Source organism: Kitasatospora sp. NPDC127116 (assembly GCF_042677365.1).
In the GTDB taxonomy this organism is placed as follows: domain Bacteria; phylum Actinomycetota; class Actinomycetes; order Streptomycetales; family Streptomycetaceae; genus Kitasatospora; species Kitasatospora lactacystinica.
Genome location: NZ_JBHXTL010000052.1, coordinates 43,623 through 59,143, shown reverse-complemented (window position 1 = coordinate 59,143; position 15,521 = coordinate 43,623). Strand labels below are relative to the sequence as shown.

Annotated in this window: 15 protein-coding genes; 6 read left to right on the top strand and 9 right to left on the bottom strand. The window is 73.4% G+C overall.

Translation table 11 applies throughout. The features are described from left to right. Positions 1-90: 90 nt before the first annotated feature. Positions 91-636: a DoxX family protein gene (locus tag ACFVHV_RS21575; RefSeq protein ID WP_359905880.1), complete on the bottom strand. Its 546-nt coding sequence runs from the start codon at positions 634-636 to the stop codon at positions 91-93. Positions 637-862: 226 nt separating this feature from the next. Next, positions 863-1,213 (bottom strand): transcriptional regulator, encoded by a 351-nt coding sequence (locus ACFVHV_RS21570; RefSeq protein WP_359905883.1) that lies wholly within the window; start codon positions 1,211-1,213, stop codon positions 863-865. Between the two features lie 146 nt (positions 1,214-1,359). On the opposite strand from ACFVHV_RS21570, the gene ACFVHV_RS21565 reads away from it, so the two are divergent. Then, the gene (locus ACFVHV_RS21565; protein ID WP_380352740.1) at positions 1,360-2,586 is read left to right on the top strand and encodes an RNA-guided endonuclease InsQ/TnpB family protein; all 1,227 of its coding nucleotides are present in this window, start codon (positions 1,360-1,362) and stop codon (positions 2,584-2,586) included. A 29-nt stretch (positions 2,587-2,615) separates the two neighbouring features. Here the strand turns inward: ACFVHV_RS21565 and ACFVHV_RS21560 are convergent, their stop codons facing one another. The 4 genes from ACFVHV_RS21560 to ACFVHV_RS21545 form a co-directional block, all read right to left on the bottom strand. Next, positions 2,616-3,410, bottom strand: coding sequence for a hypothetical protein (locus ACFVHV_RS21560; protein WP_380352738.1), 795 nt, complete (start codon positions 3,408-3,410; stop codon positions 2,616-2,618). A 156-nt stretch (positions 3,411-3,566) separates the two neighbouring features. After that, positions 3,567-4,469, bottom strand: coding sequence for a 5'-3' exonuclease (locus tag ACFVHV_RS21555; RefSeq protein WP_359906014.1), 903 nt, complete (start codon positions 4,467-4,469; stop codon positions 3,567-3,569). A 59-nt stretch (positions 4,470-4,528) separates the two neighbouring features. After that, complete coding sequence (locus ACFVHV_RS21550; protein WP_380352736.1) at positions 4,529-5,620, bottom strand: cation diffusion facilitator family transporter; 1,092 nt, start codon at positions 5,618-5,620, stop codon at positions 4,529-4,531. A gap of 194 nt (positions 5,621-5,814) precedes the next feature. Beyond that, on the bottom strand, positions 5,815-6,543 hold the full coding sequence (locus tag ACFVHV_RS21545; RefSeq protein WP_380352734.1) for a gamma-glutamyl-gamma-aminobutyrate hydrolase family protein: 729 nt from the start codon (positions 6,541-6,543) through the stop codon (positions 5,815-5,817). Positions 6,544-6,708: 165 nt separating this feature from the next. Between ACFVHV_RS21545 and ACFVHV_RS21540 the strand changes: the two genes are divergently transcribed. The 4 genes from ACFVHV_RS21540 to ACFVHV_RS21525 all read left to right on the top strand — a co-directional run bounded on the left by ACFVHV_RS21540 (position 6,709) and on the right by ACFVHV_RS21525 (position 11,572). Then, entirely contained in the window at positions 6,709-8,103 is a 1,395-nt protein-coding gene (locus ACFVHV_RS21540; RefSeq protein WP_359905898.1) for a glutamine synthetase family protein, read from the top strand. A 3-nt stretch (positions 8,104-8,106) separates the two neighbouring features. Next, positions 8,107-9,486, top strand: coding sequence for an aldehyde dehydrogenase family protein (locus tag ACFVHV_RS21535; protein WP_380352732.1), 1,380 nt, complete (start codon positions 8,107-8,109; stop codon positions 9,484-9,486). A 7-nt stretch (positions 9,487-9,493) separates the two neighbouring features. Then, positions 9,494-10,294 carry a 3-oxoacyl-ACP reductase gene (locus ACFVHV_RS21530; RefSeq protein ID WP_380352731.1) on the top strand — a complete coding sequence of 267 codons (801 nt, stop codon included), beginning with the start codon at positions 9,494-9,496 and terminating at the stop codon, positions 10,292-10,294. Between the two features lie 132 nt (positions 10,295-10,426). Next, positions 10,427-11,572 carry a DUF2510 domain-containing protein gene (locus tag ACFVHV_RS21525; RefSeq protein ID WP_380352730.1) on the top strand — a complete coding sequence of 382 codons (1,146 nt, stop codon included), beginning with the start codon at positions 10,427-10,429 and terminating at the stop codon, positions 11,570-11,572. Positions 11,573-11,707: 135 nt separating this feature from the next. Here the strand turns inward: ACFVHV_RS21525 and ACFVHV_RS21520 are convergent, their stop codons facing one another. The 3 genes from ACFVHV_RS21520 to ACFVHV_RS21510 form a co-directional block, all read right to left on the bottom strand. Next, a complete protein-coding gene (locus ACFVHV_RS21520) occupies positions 11,708-12,622 on the bottom strand; it encodes a lytic polysaccharide monooxygenase (protein WP_359905910.1) in 915 nt (304 codons plus the stop codon). A gap of 244 nt (positions 12,623-12,866) precedes the next feature. After that, positions 12,867-13,283, bottom strand: a complete 417-nt coding sequence (locus tag ACFVHV_RS21515; RefSeq protein WP_359905913.1) for a hypothetical protein — start codon at positions 13,281-13,283, stop codon at positions 12,867-12,869. 62 nt (positions 13,284-13,345) lie between these two features. Continuing rightward, positions 13,346-14,569 (bottom strand): amino acid deaminase/aldolase, encoded by a 1,224-nt coding sequence (locus tag ACFVHV_RS21510; protein WP_380352728.1) that lies wholly within the window; start codon positions 14,567-14,569, stop codon positions 13,346-13,348. 102 nt (positions 14,570-14,671) lie between these two features. Here ACFVHV_RS21510 and ACFVHV_RS21505 point away from each other — a divergent pair, with 102 nt between their 5' ends. After that, on the top strand, positions 14,672-15,445 hold the full coding sequence (locus ACFVHV_RS21505) for an SseB family protein (RefSeq protein WP_380352726.1): 774 nt from the start codon (positions 14,672-14,674) through the stop codon (positions 15,443-15,445). The last annotated feature ends 76 nt before the right edge of the window (positions 15,446-15,521 follow it).

Sequence of the window (15,521 nt, the reverse complement as noted above, 5' to 3'; positions counted from 1 at the left end):
GCGCGGAGCCGCCGCCCGGGCGGCGGGCTCTGGCGTCGGGGCCTTCGCGGCCCCGCTCGATCCGGGCGAGGCCGCGGCCCGGTGGCGCGGTCAGCCCGTCATCGTCCGGTGTTCGGCCCGGGGGCCGGTGCCGGTGAGGTGGCCGTCGCGCGGGGCCGGGTCGGGCCGGTCCTCCCGTCGGGTGGCGACGGTCAGGCAGGCCGCGATCAGCACGATGTTCTTGAGGATGTACTGCCCCTCCAGCGTCGGGACGGGCGGGACGCCGTGCACCCACACGTCGTCCGGCAGCAGGACGAGCGTCGCGAACACCCCGGCCATGTGCACGAAGAACACCGCCAGGGCGACGGGGAGCAGCAGCCCGGTGACCAGTCCGGCCCCGATGGCGACCTCCATGAGGGCCAGCAGCGGCCGGGAGACGCCGGGCGGCACCAGGTCGAAGGTCAGCAGGCTCATGCAGCGGGTGGCGAGGTCCTCGGCGGGGCTGGCCCCGGGGATGAACTTGAGCACCCCGAACCAGAGGTACACCGCCCCGACGCTGACCCGCAGGACTCCGGGGGCCACCCGCCGGTAGCCGTGGGAGAAGTCCTCGGCCCGGCGTCTGCCCGTCCGCACGGCGCGTGCGAGATGCGACTCCATTCGCCCCTCCATCAGATCCCTTTCAGAGTTCCCCGGCACACAGGAGGACGGGGCACACCGCGGTCGGCGGGATCCGGGTGAGGGGCGGCCCGAAGCACCGACCGGGCACGGCTCGTCGGGTGCCGGCTCGGAAGGCCGCAGCCTAGCGCCCTGCTGCCGCCGCGGGAAGGTTCAGTGCGGCGTCCGATGGAGGGACGGCCCGTGGGAGGTCGGCCCGGCGGACTTCCTACGTCCGGGGGTGTCGGGGCCCGGCGGCGTCGAGGCGGCGGACGAGTTCGCGCAGGGCGCGCAGTTCGCGGTCCAGGGCTTCGGCGCCGTGGGGGGTGAGGGAGACCCAGGTGCGGGGGCGGCGGCCGACGTAGCCCTTGGCGACGGCGACGAGGCCGGACTCCTCCAGGACCTTGAGGTGGCGGGACAGGTTGCCGTCGGTGGCGCCCAACTGCTCCTTGAGGAAGCCGAACTCGACCCGGTCGGCCTCGCGGGCGATGGTCAGGATGCCCAGCCGGACCCGCTGGTGGACGGTGTCGTCCAGGGCCAGGGTCGGGTGCTGCTCCTCGGCTTCGTCCGCAACGCTCATCGGAGACCTCCATGGATACCCCCGGCTTCAGCCGGGGGAGGAAATGGATCTCCTGCGGAGCAGGGCAACGGGCCGCGTTTCGCCGTTGGGCGGACCGTAGCGCTCTGACCGGGAGATTCGATCGTTACAAGTGATCGCGCTAGGTTGTGAGTGTGACCGCGAACCATGTGAAGCGGGCGTTCAAGTACCGCTTCTACCCGACCGGTGCGCAGGCGGCCGAGCTGTCGCGTACGTTCGGATGCGTGCGCAAGGTCTACAACATGGCGTTGCAGGCCCGGACCGAGGCGTGGACGCTGCGCCAGGAGCGGATCAACTACAACGCCACCTCCGCGATGCTGACGGCGTGGAAGAAGACCGAGGAACTGTCCTATCTGTCCGAGGTTTCGTCCGTTCCGTTGCAGCAGGCTCTGCGGCACCTGCAAGGGGCGTTCGCCAACTTCTGGCTCAAGCGGGCGAAGTACCCGACGTTCAAGTCCCGGAAGAAGTCCCGCAGGTCTGCCGAGTACACCAGCTCCGCGTTCCGCTACCGAGACGGCGTGCTGACCTTGGCGAAGATGGCCGAGCCGCTGGACATCGTGTGGTCGAGGCCGCTCCCGGAGGGTGCGCTCCCGTCCACGGTGACCGTGTCGCAGGACAGCGCGGGACGCTGGTTCGTCTCGATGCTGTGCGACGACCGGCCGACGATGCCGGCCCCGGTGAATGCCGCGGTCGGGATCGACGCCGGGATCACCAGCCTCGTGACGCTCTCCACGGGGGAGAAGATCACCAACCCGAAACACGAACGCCGTGACCGCCGGCGCCTGGCCAAGGCTCAACGGGAACTGTCCCGCAAGGCCAAGGGCTCGGCCAACCGCGAGAAGGCCCGCAAGAAGGTCGCGCGTGTCCACGCGCGGATCGCCGACCGGCGCCGCGATTTCCTGCACAAGCTCACCACCCGACTCGTCCGTGAGAACCAAACGGTCGTGATCGAGGACCTGACGGTCCGCAACATGCTCAAGAACCGCAAGCTCGCCCGCTCCATAAGCGACGCTTCGTGGACCGAGCTGCGGTCCATGCTGGAGTACAAGGCCCAGTGGTACGGCCGCGAGCTGATCGCCGTCGACCGGTGGTTCCCCAGCTCCAGGCTGTGCTCGGCCTGCGGCACCCTGCAGGGCAGGATGCCGCTGAACGTCCGCGAGTGGACGTGCGGCTGCGGGACGACCCACGACCGGGACGTGAACGCAGCTGAGAACATCCTGGCCGCCGGGCTGGCGGCAGCAGCCTGTGGAGACGGTGTAAGACCTCAACGGAGCACTCCGGGCGGGCGGTCGTCGGTGAAGCAGGAAGTCGTCCCACCGCCGCGCTCACGCGCAGCGGCTCAGCCGCGAGGCTGAGGGGAAGCCCCTCCTTTAGGGGGAGGAAGTCAAGAGGTGACCGTACGGGATGCTCCCGGTGCGCGGCGGGCCGCCGTCCACTGCGCCAGCCCGGCGGCCAGCAGGACCGCCGCGAGCAGCAGGGCCTTCGGCTGCGGGCCGTCGGCCCAGCCGCCGTCGCCCCGGTCGAGCCACGGCAGCCAGCCGCTCTCCCAGGGGGCCGCGAGGTAGGCGGTGAGCAGCGCCGTGTGGACGAGTCCGGCGGAGGCCACCAGGGGGCTGCGCTCGGTCAGCCCGAGGACGGTCAGGCCGGCTCCGACCGCGTACCAGGGTGAGGCGTAGGTGTTCGCGAGCATGTCGAGCACGAACGGCACCCGGCGGACGGACAGCAGGGCGACCAGCACGGCGGCGACCAGGACGCCGGCGCCGACCGTGGTGGCGAGCCAGCCGACGCGGCGCGGGACGATCCCGCGGGCCTCGCCGCGCCGCCGGTACCAGCGGGACAGCACCAGCCAGGCGAGCGGGAGCAGTGCGTACCAGACGCCCCAGGCCAGGAAGCGGAGGACGGCTCCGTCGAACTCGCCGGCGAGGCACGGGGCGTCCGGTGCGTGGGGGACGCAGAGGCCGATCAGCTCGGAGTACGCGAAGAGCGGATAGGACGTGACGGACCGCCCGTTGGCGCCGAAGTTGTAGGCCTGGCCGGAGATCGGCACGGCGGCCAGGGCCAGCAGGCCGAACCCGAGCAGCGGCACCCCCGAGCCGCGCAGCCGGGTCCGGGCCCGGACCCGGAGCCCTTCCGTCTCGGCGAGGAGTCCGGCCGGGCCGGCCCGGTGCTCTGTCGTCATGATCCACCCCTTGTCGCGCACGATTGCTTTGCTGTGCCATGAACTTTGCATCGCAAAGTGTGCTGCGGTCAAGGGCACTTGGGGACGGCAGGCCCCGGGAACGCCGAGGGCCCGCACGTTCGACGCGAACGTGCGGGCCCCTGCGAGGATTCGGGCTCAGCGGGTGGCGAGGGCCTCCAGCAGGCGGTCCAGGGAGGTGCCGAGGCCCCAGCGGGCGGAGAGCTCCTCCAGGGTCATCGGGTAGAGCGGCTCGCGGGGGAGGGCCGGGTCGAAGTCCGGCAGCGGGGCGTCGTCGGCGACGCGGACGACCTTGGGGGCGACGTCCAGGTAGCCGGCGCCCTCGACGATGTTGCGGCGGCGGGCCGGGGTGAGCCTGGAGCCGAGGTCGAGGGCGGCGGTGCGGATGGCCGCGAGGTCGCCGTACTCGTTGATCAGCTGGGCGGCGGTCTTCTCGCCGATGCCCTTGACGCCGGGCAGGCCGTCCGACGGGTCGCCGCGCAGGGCGGCCATGTCGGCGTACTGGGCGCCGCGCACGCCGTACTTCTCCAGCAGCAGCGCGTCGTCGGTGACCTGGAGGTTGCCCATGCCCTTGACCGGGTAGAGCACCGTGATCCCGCGGGCGTCGTCCACCAGCTGGAAGAGGTCGCGGTCGCCGGTGACGATCTGCACCGGCCCGGTGGCGCGGGCGGTGAGCGTACCGATCACGTCGTCCGCCTCGTAGTCGGGGGAGCCGACCCGGGCGATGCCGAGCGCGTCCAGCACCTGCTCGATCACCGGGACCTGCGGGGCCAGCGTGTCGGGCACCTCCTCCTCGCCGTCCTCGGCCGCCTCGGCGACCCGGTGGGTCTTGTAGGAGGGGATGAGGTCCACCCGCCACTGGGGGCGCCAGTCGGCGTCCATGCAGGCCACCAACTGCTCGGGCCGGTGGTCGTGGACCAGTCTGGTGATGAAGTCCAGCAGCCCACGGACGGCGTTGACCGGCTCACCCTGCGGCGAGCGCAGGGTGTCCGGTACGCCGAAGTAGGCCCGGAAGTACAGGCTGGCGGAGTCGAGCAGCATCAGTCGCGGTGCGGTCACGACTCAGCATCATGCCGCACCGCGGTGACGGACGGGTGTTGTCAGTGCTCGTGCGGTCCGGCGCGGTGGACCGGGCCGTGGGCGTCGGCGCAGTGCTCGACGGTGGAGTCGGCCGGGGCGGTGATCTGCAGCAGCGCGCCCGCCTCGTCCTCGCCGACGTGGTCGACCTGGAGGGTGGAGTGGGTGATGCCGTACTCCTCCGAGAGCCGGCGCTGCAGGGAGCGCCGCACCGCGTGGCAGTCGCCGCCGGGGGTGACCAGGATGTGCGCGGACAGGGCCGGCTGACCGGAGGTGATCTCCCAGATGTGCAGGTCGTGGATCTCCTCGACCAGCGGCTCGGTGACCATCCGGTCGGCCACCGCGTCCGGGTCGATCCCCGCCGGGGCGGCCTCCAGGAAGATCCGCCCGGAGTCCCGGACCAGCGCGATGCCGGCCTTGAGCATCAGCGCGACGACGATCAGCGAGGCGATCGCGTCGGCCCGGGCGAAGCCGGTGGTCAGTACGATCGCACCGGCGACGGCGGTGGCGATGAAGGCGTAGAGGTCGGTCAGTACGTGCTGGAAGGCGCCCTCGACGTTCAGCGAGCTGCGGTTGGCCTTGGACATGCACCAGGTGGCGGCGAGGTTGACCACGATCCCGACCAGTGCGGTGACCAGCACCAGTGAGCCGGTGACCTCCGGCGGTTCGAGCAGTCGGGTGATCGCCTCGTAGCCCAGCCAGGCCGACAGCACCAGCAGGGTGACCCCGTTGGCCTGCGCGGAGAGGATCTCGGCGCGCTTGAGGCCGTAGGTGTAGCCGCCGCGGGCCGGGCGGGCGGCGAGCCGCATGGCGATCAGCGCGAGCACGATCGAGGCGGCGTCGGTGAGCATGTGGGCCGCGTCCGAGATCAGCGCCAGGGACTGGGCGGCGAAGCCGACCACGACCTCGCCGGCCATGAAGACGACGATCAGGGCGAGGGCGCTGAGCAGCCAGCGGCGGTCCGCGTCGGCGGCTACGCCGTGCGAGTGGCCGCCGTGCCCGTGCCCTCCGGAGCCGTGCCCGTGCCCTCCGGGGCCGTGGGAGTGTCCGCCGGAGCCGTGCGAGTGCTTCTGGTCATGCGCATGATCATCGTGCGAATGCTCGTGCCCGGCCATGGAGGTCCTCTCTGGGCGCACGGGTGGGAAAGGGGGCGCGGCGCGACCGCCCCGCAACCGAAGTGAACCGCAGAATCGACAAAGATCCAAAGGTTGTACTGGTGACCGTTGTCGTTCCCGTCCGGGCGGCCGGACCCGGCGCACTCCGCAGCCGCCCGGCGGGCCGAACTCCCGTTCCCTCATGCCCAGTTGCGCTACCCCAGCGCCAGCGGGTCGAGGGCCGCCGCGGTGGCCGCCCGGACCAGGGCCCGCATCAGCCGCAGGTCCTCCCCCTGCTCCGGATGCCACTGGACCCCGAGCGCGAACCCCGGACCCTCCACCGCCTCCACCGTCCCGTCCGGCGCGTGGGCGCTCACCCGCAGGCCGGCCCCCAGCCGGTCGACGGCCTGGTGGTGGAAGGTCGGCACCTCCAGCTCGCTCTCCGGCAGCAGCCCGCCCAGCAGCGTCCCCGGCACCGGCCGCACCGGGTGCGAGCCGTAGAGCCCGGGCGAGCCGCCGTGCACGTCCACCGGCACCACGTCCGGCAGGTGCTGCACCAGCGTCCCGCCGCACACCACGTTCAGGATCTGCATGCCCCGGCAGACCGCCAGCAGCGGCATCCCCGCCGCCAGCGCCGACCGCAGCAGCGCGACCTCCCAGGCGTCCCGCTCCGGCGACTCGACCTCGGTCGCCGGATGGGCCGGCTGCCCGTAGTACGCCGGGTCGATGTCCGGCCCGCCCGCGATCACCAGGCCGTCCAGCCGGGTCAGCACCTCCGGGGCGCGCTCCGGGACGTCCGGCGGCAGCAGGACCGCGATCCCGCCCGAGTCCCGGACCTGCGCGGTGTACCGCTCGGGCAGCAGGGCCACCCGGCGGCCCCGCCAATCGCTCCAACTCGCGTCCACCAGGTAGGTGCTGACGCCGATCAAAGGCCTGCGATCCATGGCGCGCATTCTCCCCCCGGAGCACCTGATCCACCGTCAGCCACGCGCGTCGGCGCGCCACGGGCACCCGACACCCACCCGCCCTCTTCCGCCCCGCGAGTCGCAGGCCGTACGGTTCGCTGTGACCGCTTGATCTCGAAGAGTGATCGAGGAGGAGGGTTCGGCATGTCCGAACTGCCCGAACAGGCCGCCGCCGGCTCGCCGGCCCGGCCGCCGCTGACCCTGGACGGGCTGCGGACCCTGGTGGACTCCGGCGAGGTGCACACCGTCGCGCTCGCCTTCACCGACATGCAGGGCCGCCTCCAGGGCAAGCGCTTCGCCGCCCGGTTCTTCCTCGACGAGGTCGCCGAGCACGGCGCCGAGGCCTGCGACTACCTGCTGGCCGTCGACGTCGACCTGAACACCGTGGACGGCTACGCCTTCTCCTCCTGGGCCACCGGCTACGGCGACTTCGCGATGCGCCCCGACCTCGGCACCCTGCGGCTGACCCCCTGGCAGCCCGGCACCGCCCAGGTCACCGCCGACCTCGCCCGGCACGGCGGCCACCCGGTGGACGCCGCCCCGCGCCAGCTGCTGCGCCGCCAGATCGCCCGGCTCGCCGAGCACGGCCTGGCCGCCGACATCGGCACCGAACTGGAGTTCCTGGTCTTCCGCGACACCTACGAACAGGCCTGGCTGGGCGGCTACCGCGGCCTGACCCCGGCGAACCTCTACAACGTGGACTACTCGATGCTGGGCACCGCCCGGGTCGAGCCGCTGCTGTCCCGGATCCGCACCGAGATGGCCGGCGCCGGCCTGGTGGTGGAGTCCGCCAAGGGCGAGTGCAACCTCGGCCAGCACGAGATCGCCTTCCGCTACACCGACGCCCTCACCACCTGCGACCAGCACAGCGTCTACAAGACCGGCGCGAAGGAGATCGCCGCCCAGCTCGGCTGCGCGCTCACCTTCATGGCCAAGTACGACGAGCGCGAGGGCAACAGCTGCCACATCCACCTCTCGCTGCGCGACGCCGTCGGCGCCCCCGCCTTCGCCGACCGGGACGGCCGGATGACGGACACCATGCGGTACTTCCTGGCCGGCCAGCTGGTCGCGCTGCGCGAGTTCAGCCTGCTGTACGCGCCGAACATCAACTCCTACAAGCGCTACCGCCCCGGCTCCTTCGCCCCGACCGCCGTCGCCTGGGGCCGGGACAACCGCACCTGCGCCTACCGGGTGGTCGGCCACGGCCCCGGCCTGCGGATGGAGAACCGGGTGCCCGGCGGCGACGTCAACCCGTACCTCGCGGTGGCCGGGATGATCGCGGCCGGCCTGCACGGGCTGCAGCGCAAGCTGGACCTGCCCGCGCCCTGCCTCGGCAACGCCTACGCGGTCGAGGAGTACGTCCGGGTGCCCGGATCGCTGCGCGAGGCGGCCGAGCTGTGGGCGGACAGCGCACTGGCCCGCGAGGCCTTCGGCGACGACGTGGTCGAGCACTACCTGAACATGGCCCGGGTCGAGCAGGCCGCCTACGACGGGGCGGTCACCGACTGGGAGCGCTACCGATCCTTCGAACGGATGTGACGCATGACCGAGCCCGACGCGAGCGCCGGGAGCAGCACCGTCCGCAATCCCGCCACCGGCGAGGTGCTCGCCACCGTCCCCGACACCGCCCCCGAACGGCTGGACGCGGCCGTCCGGCGGGCGGCGAGGGCCCAGACCGGCTGGGCGGCGCTCGCCCCCGGCGAACGCGCCCGGCTGCTGCGCCGGTTCGCCGACCAGGTCGAGGCGCACGTCCCCGAGCTGGCCGCCCTGGAGGTGGCGGAGGCCGGCCACCTGCCGGCCAACGCCCACTGGGAGGCCGGCAACGTCCGGGACCTGCTGGAGTACGCGGCCGGGGGAGTGGAGCGGCTGGCCGGCCGGCAGATCCCGGTGGCCGGCGGCCTGGACGTGACCTTCCACGAGCCGGTCGGCGTGGTCGGGGTGATCGCACCGTGGAACTTCCCGATGCCGATCGCCGCCTGGGGCTTCGCCCCCGCCCTCGCGGCCGGCAACGCCGTCCTGCTCAAGCCCGCCGAGGCCACCCCGCTGACCGCGCTGCGGCTGGCCGAACTCGGCCTCGCGGTGGGCCTGCCCGAGGGCCTGTTCCAGGTCGTCCCCGGCGCGGGCACCACCACCGGCCGGGCCCTGGTGGACCACCCGGCCGTCCGCAAGATCGTCTTCACCGGCTCGACCGTCGTCGGCAAGGAGGTCGCCGCCCGCTGCGCCGCCCGCGCCAAGCGGGTCACCCTGGAACTCGGCGGCAAGAGCCCCAGCATCGTCTTCGCCGACGCCGACCTGGCCCGCGCCGCCGACCCGATGTCCTTCGCCGACAACAGCGGCCAGGACTGCTGCGCCCGCAGCCGGATCCTGGTCCAGCGCGAGGTGTACGAGGACTTCCTCGCCCTGCTGCTGCCCGCCGTCGAGAGCCTGCGCACCGGCGACCCGACCGACCCGCAGACGGAACTCGGCCCGCTGATCTCGGCCGCCCAGGTCCGCCGGGTGGCCTCCTACCTCACCCCCGACCTGCCGGTGCTGGCCCGCGGCAAGGTCCCGGACGGGCCCGGCTACTGGTACCCGCCGACGGTCGTCGGCCCCGAGGACCCGCAGGTCCCGGCCGTCACCGAGGAGATCTTCGGCCCGGTCGCCGCCGTCCTGCCGTTCACCGACGAGGCCGACGCGCTGCGCCTGGCCAACGCCACCCGCTACGGCCTGGCCGGCTCGATCTGGACCCGGGACGTCGGCCGGGCGCTGCGCCTGGCCCGCGGCGTACGGGCGGGCAATCTGTCGGTCAACTCGCACTCCTCGGTGCGCTACTGGACGCCCTTCGGCGGCTACGGCGAGTCCGGGGTGGGCCGCGAGCTGGGCCCGGACGCGCTGCGCCACTTCACCGAGACCAAGAACGTCTTCATCCACAGCGAGGAGTGACAGCCCGATGAGCGAGAAGCACGCCGCGCGGGACGAGGCCGTCTGCCGCCGGCTGGTCGGCCGCACCGCCGTGGTCACCGGCGCGGGCAGCGGGATCGGCCTGGCCGCCGCCCGCCGGCTCGCCTCGGAGGGGGCGAAGGTGGTCTGCGCCGACCTCGACGAGGAGACCGGGCGGGCCGCCGCCAAGGAGGTCGGCGGGCTGTTCGTGCACACCGACGTCACCGACCCGTACATGGTGGAGGCGCTGTTCGACGAGGCGTACGAGACCTGCGGCAGCGTGGACGTCGCGTTCAACAACGCGGGCATCTCGCCGCCCGAGGACGACTCGATCCTGACCACCGGCCTGGACGCCTGGCGCAGGGTCCAGGAGGTCAACCTGACCTCGGTCTACCTGTGCTGCAAGGCCGCGCTGCCGTACATGCGCCGGCACGGCCGCGGCTCGATCATCAACACCGCCAGCTTCGTGGCCCGGATGGGCGCGGCCACCTCGCAGATCTCCTACACCGCCTCCAAGGGCGGGGTGCTGGCGATGTCCCGCGAGCTGGGCGTGCAGTTCGCCCGGGAGGGCATCCGGGTCAACGCGCTCTCGCCCGGACCGGTGGACACCCCGCTGCTGCGCGAGCTGTTCGCGGCGGACCCGGAGCGGGCCTCCCGCCGGCTGGTGCACATCCCGCTCGGCCGGTTCGCCCGGGCCGAGGAGATCGCCGCCGCGGTGGCCTTCCTGGCCAGCGACGACTCCTCCTTCATCACGGCAAGCGAGTTCCTGGTGGACGGCGGCATCTCCGGGGCGTACGTCACCCCGCTGTAGCCGCCGCCGGTGGGAATCCCGGCCGCGCCGGGCCGCGCCGGACGGGGTTCTCACCGGAATCTCATCGAAAACGGCGGGAATTCCCGGCTGCGCTGATTTCGCGTTTATCCGGCTGCCTTTAGATTCTCTTCTGTGAGCGAGCAGATTCCCGCCGGGTGGTACCCGGATCCCAAGGACACCACGAGCGACCCGAGGCCGCAGCGGTGGTGGGACGGCAAGGGCTGGACGGCCGACACCCGACCCGCACCCTCGGACGCCCCCGCCTCGGACGCCCCCGCCTCGGACGCCCCCGCCTCGGACATCCCCGCGCCGGGAGCGGCCGAGCAGCCCACGGTGCTGGAGGGCGAGGTGCTGGAGAGCGGCCCGACCGTCCGCTACCCGGAGCCGCCGCCCTTCGGCACCGCCTACGGCACGCCCGGCGGGCCGCCGCGCAAGCCCCGGCGCAGGCCCTCCAAGCTGGTGCTGGCGACCACCGTCGCCGCCCTGCTCGGCCTGGGCGTCGGCGCCGGGGTCACCTACCTCGCGACGGACGGCCACCAGGACCGCGCCCCGCGCAGCGCCCGCCCGGCCCCGCAGGGCGGCTACGGCCCGTGGGGCGGCGCCCCGGACTTCGGGGACCCCGGCAACGGCGGCAACGGCGGGAGCGGGAACGGCAAGGGCGGAAACGGCGGCAAGGGCGGCAACGGCGGCGGCCGGACCAGCCCGAACGCCGACAAGGCGATCGACGTGGTCAACCGGCTCACCCTGCCGGTCCCGGACGGCTGGGAGGCCGGCACCACCACGGACGGCTACGCCTCGCTCAGCGTCGGCTCGTACACCTGCGCGGACGGCAAGGGCAGCTGCTCCCTCGGCGGCGTGAACACCGGCCGGATCGACGGCGGCGGCACCGACGCCCAGGCGGCGGCCAAGGCCGACATCGCGACGGCCGCCAAGGCCGCGTACGGCGACGTCACCGGGCACCAGGAGCTCAAGTCCGAGGCCGTGAAGGTCAACGGCCAGGACGGCTACCTGGTCCGCTGGAAGGTGGACGCGCCCAAGGGCAACAACGGCTACGTGCAGACCGTGGTCTTCCCGTCCGCCGACGGGAAGTCGCTGGTCTCGGTGCACTTCGGCTTCGACATCGCCGACAAGTCGCCCGACGTCGCGGTGATGGACACCGTCGTCCAGGGCATCTCCGCCTACAAGGGCAAGCTGCCGAGCATCCCCGGGCTGCCCGGGACGGGCTCCGGCTCCGGCGGGTCCGGTGCGGACGGCGGCGCCGGGGGCACCACCACCTGAGCACCGCGCTCCTCACACGGCGGCGGCCCACCCGGGAGGGAACCCTCCGGGTGGGCCGCCGTTCGTCGTCGTACGGGTGGTGCCACGGGAGCCGGGCCGGACGGGGGTGTGCCGGCCCGGCTCCCGTGCCCGGCGTCAGGAGTCGCGTCGAACAGCCTCGACGCGACGGCGCCGGAGCACCATGCCGGCCCAGCCGACACCGATCGCGGCAGCGCCCGCGAGCAGCAGCGGACCGGTGGCCGAGGTGCCGCCCACGGCCGCGGAGGCGGTCGGGATCACCTGGCCGGCCGGGGAGTTCGGGTCCCCGCCGTGGCCGTGGTGGGCGACCGTGGACTTGGACGCGTCGGCCGCGATCTGGGCGTCGCTGGGAGCGGCCGGGGCCTGGGCGGCGAGCGCCGACACGGCCGTGGTGGAGGCGCCGAAGTCGACGTCGGAGCAGGAGTAGAAGGCCTCCGGGCTGTCGCTGCGCTGCCACACCGTGTAGAGGACCTGGCGGCCGGTGCGCTGCGGCAGGGTGCCGGAGTAGGTGTAGAACCCGTTGACCGCGTTGCGGTCGACCTGCACCTTGGCCACCGGGGCCGGGTCGAGGTCCGACCACTTCAGCGGCTTGGTCGGGTCGTAGCCCGCCTTGGTGATGTAGACGGTCTGGGTGCCGACGTGCGGCGCGGTGGTGCGGAACTGGAAGGTGAAGGATCCGGCCTTCACCGCGGTGGCCGGCCAGTCGGTGCGCGGCCAGTCCAGCGCCGCGTACTTGTCGCGGTTGGCCGAGCAGAGCTTGCCGTCCGGGATCAGCGCCTGGTGGTTGCCGTTGGCGTTGGCGATGTTGACCTCGTTCCAGTCGTACAGCGGCTGGGTGCCGCTCGCGGCGACGAGGTCCTTGCAGATCTGGGACACCGGGTGCTCGGGGCCCTCGGCGTAGCAGGCGGCGACCCGGCTGACGGGGTTGGTCATCGTGCCGTGGGCGCTGGCGGTGCCGGCGGTGGCTCCGGCCACCGCGACGAGCGCGGCGCCGATCACGCCGACGGACAGGGCATTGCGCTTGATGGACATGGGGTGGGGACTCCTTGACCGTCGTTCCGGGCACGTGTGGGGGAGGAGCGGGCACGCCTGCCCGTTCGGAGGCCGCCGGCCCGGCGCACGGCCCCCGGCCAGAGCGTAGGATTGGTCTGGACCAGATGGCAATAGCCGTGCGTACTGTGCTTGTTGACGGACTGTAGGCCCCCGAGCAGCGCAAAGGCCCGACGGACGGCCGTGGTTAGCCGTTCCATCGGGCCCCGTTAAGGCTCCGGAAAGGTCAGTGCCGCATGTCGTGGATGATGCCGGCCTGGATCACGAGGTCGCTGTTGACGGTCGAGTTCCCGTCGATGGTGTTGATGATGTACGTCCCGCCCACCTTGTTGAACCGCCCGGGGGCGAACTCCGCGAGGATCTCGAAGAGTTCCTCGGCCGCCTGCGGCTCCGTCCGGAACAGTGTGCGCAGCCGGTTGCGCAGGGCCGCGGCCTGGTCGGCCAGGACCTCCTGGTCGCCGCCGGCCTCCAGCACCTCGGCGCGGATCACCTCCAGCTCGGCGCTCGCCTCCTCGTCCCGCTCGCCGCGACCGAACAGCCGGGCGATCCGTGAACCGGCCTGATTCCAGGCGGCCGTGGCCATCAGACCGGCCACGGAGGTCGCTCCGGACCTCACCATCTCCTGCACGAGCTCGGCATCCATGCGGCCCCTCCCGGTTCCAGCTTCAGTGTCGGCACCACGGTAGGGCAGAACCGGACGAAGTGTCAGAGGAACGTCCTGCCCTCGCCCCGGTATGTCGGCACGGTCCGTACGATCCGGTCGTCCTCGATCAGGTGCAGCTCGGCGAAGCGTTCGCACAGCTCACCCGCCTTGGCGTGGCGGAACCAGACCCGGTCGCCGATCAGCAGGTCGTCCGCCGCGGAGCCGAGCAGCGGGGTCTGCACCTCCCCGGCGCCCTCCATCGGGTCGTAGCGCAGCCCGGCCGGCAGGTACGGCACCGGCGAGCGGTCCGGGCCGGCCGCGCCCGAGGCCGGGTAGCCGCCGCCGAGGACGGTCACCACGCCGAGGCCGGGTCGGCGCACCACGGGCTGGCCGAAGAGCGCGGCCGGGCGGCCCCGGAACGTGCGGTAGTTGTCGAACAGCTGCGGCTGGTACAGCCCGGAGCCGGCCGCGACCTCGGTGACGGCGCGTTCGGCCACGGTGGACTCCACGCTGCCGGTGCCGCCGCCGTTGACGAACTCCAGGTCGGCCACCTGTCGCAGTCGCCGGACCGTCGCCGCGCGCCGCTGGGCCAGCTCGGTCCGGGCCTTGGCCTGCATCAGCCGGATCAGCCCGGAGCGCACCGGCCGGCCGGGCACCCGGTCGCCCACCCCGGCGACGTGCCCCTCGTACGCCATCAGGCCGACCACCCGGAACCCCCGGCGGCGCTGGACGAGCTCGGCGAAGGCGCCGAGGTCCTCGGGGGTGCGCAGCGGCGAGCGCCGGGCGCCCACCCGGACCCGGCCGCCGAGCAGGTGCAGCGAGGTGTCCAGTTCCAGGCAGACCCGCACCTCGGCGTCGCCGCCGCGGGCCCGGTCGATCAGGTCCAGTTGGGCCGGGTCGTCCAGCACCACGGTGATCTCGCGGGCGGCCCCGGGGTCGGCGGTCAGCTCGGCGAAGCCGGCCCGGTCGGCGGAGGGGTAGGCGAGCAGGATGTCGCGGACGCCGGTGCGGGCCAGCCAGAGCGACTCGTCCAGGGTGAAGCTCATCACCCCGAGGAAGCCGTCCACGGCCAGCGCCCGCTCCAGCAGCGCCCGGCAGCGGATCGACTTGCTGGCCAGCCGGATCGGCTTGCCGCCCGCCCGGCGGACCAGGTCGGCGGCGTTCGCGTCGAACGCGGCGAGGTCCACGACGGCCACCGGCCCGTCCAGGTGGGCGGTGGCGCGGTCGTACCGGAGGCGGTCGGAGACCGGGGCGGGCGCGGTCGCGGGTGCGTCGAGGATCACCATGGGCGCAGGGTGCCACACCGCGCTACCGGTGGGTAGGCCCCGCGTACGGGGAACGTGCAGGGAAATGGGGCCGCTCGCGCGCGGTGGCATAGGGTCGGGCGGGTGGACCGCAAAGACTTCTCCAACCCGGCGTTCGTCGGCAAGAGCATCCCGAACCCCGGCTTCTCCGACGACGACGGCACCGCCGACCCGGCGCTCACAGAGGCGCTCGTGCGCTGGTCGCGGGACGGCGCGGCCGAGTCGGAGGTGCTGGCGGCGCTGACCCCCACCCGGCTGATGGTCCCGATCGTCGCGATCCTCGGCGAGGTCGAGGTGGACGCGCACGGGCACCGGCACGAGAAGACCAGCGACATGGCCGTCCCGGTGCTGGAGGCCCCGGACGGGCGCCGCGCGCTGCCGGCCTTCACGTCGCTGGAGGCGCTGGCCCGCTGGCGCGCCGACGCCCGTCCGGCGCCGACGGCGGCCCCGCAGGCCGCGATGGTCGCCTTCTCGGAGCGGGCCGACACGCTGCTGATCGACCCGGCCGGGCCGGTGCCGTTCCGGCTGGGCGGCGCCCGGCTGCGGGCGCTGGCGGAGAACCGGCCGTTCCTGCCGCCGGCCCTGGACCCGGAGGTGCGCGAGGCGGTCCGCGGGCTGCTGGCGGCGGAGCCGCAGGTGGTCACCGGGCTGCTGGCGGGTTCGGAGGGCTCCGACGGGGTGCTCGCGGTGGTGTTCGACCCGGCGCTGGACCAGGCGGGCCTGCAGGCCGCCGCGCAGCGGGTCGGGCGGGCGGTGGCCGCGGATCCGCTGCTGCGGGTGCGGCTGGACCGGGGGCTGGACCTCGCGGTGCTGCCGGCGAGCGCGGAGCTGCCGGGGGAGCCGCTCTACAGGCGTTGACGGAGCGGGAGGTCCGGCACGCCCGGGGCCGACCAACCCCCCGCCGGGGCAAGAGTAGAACCCCCCCGGGAACAAA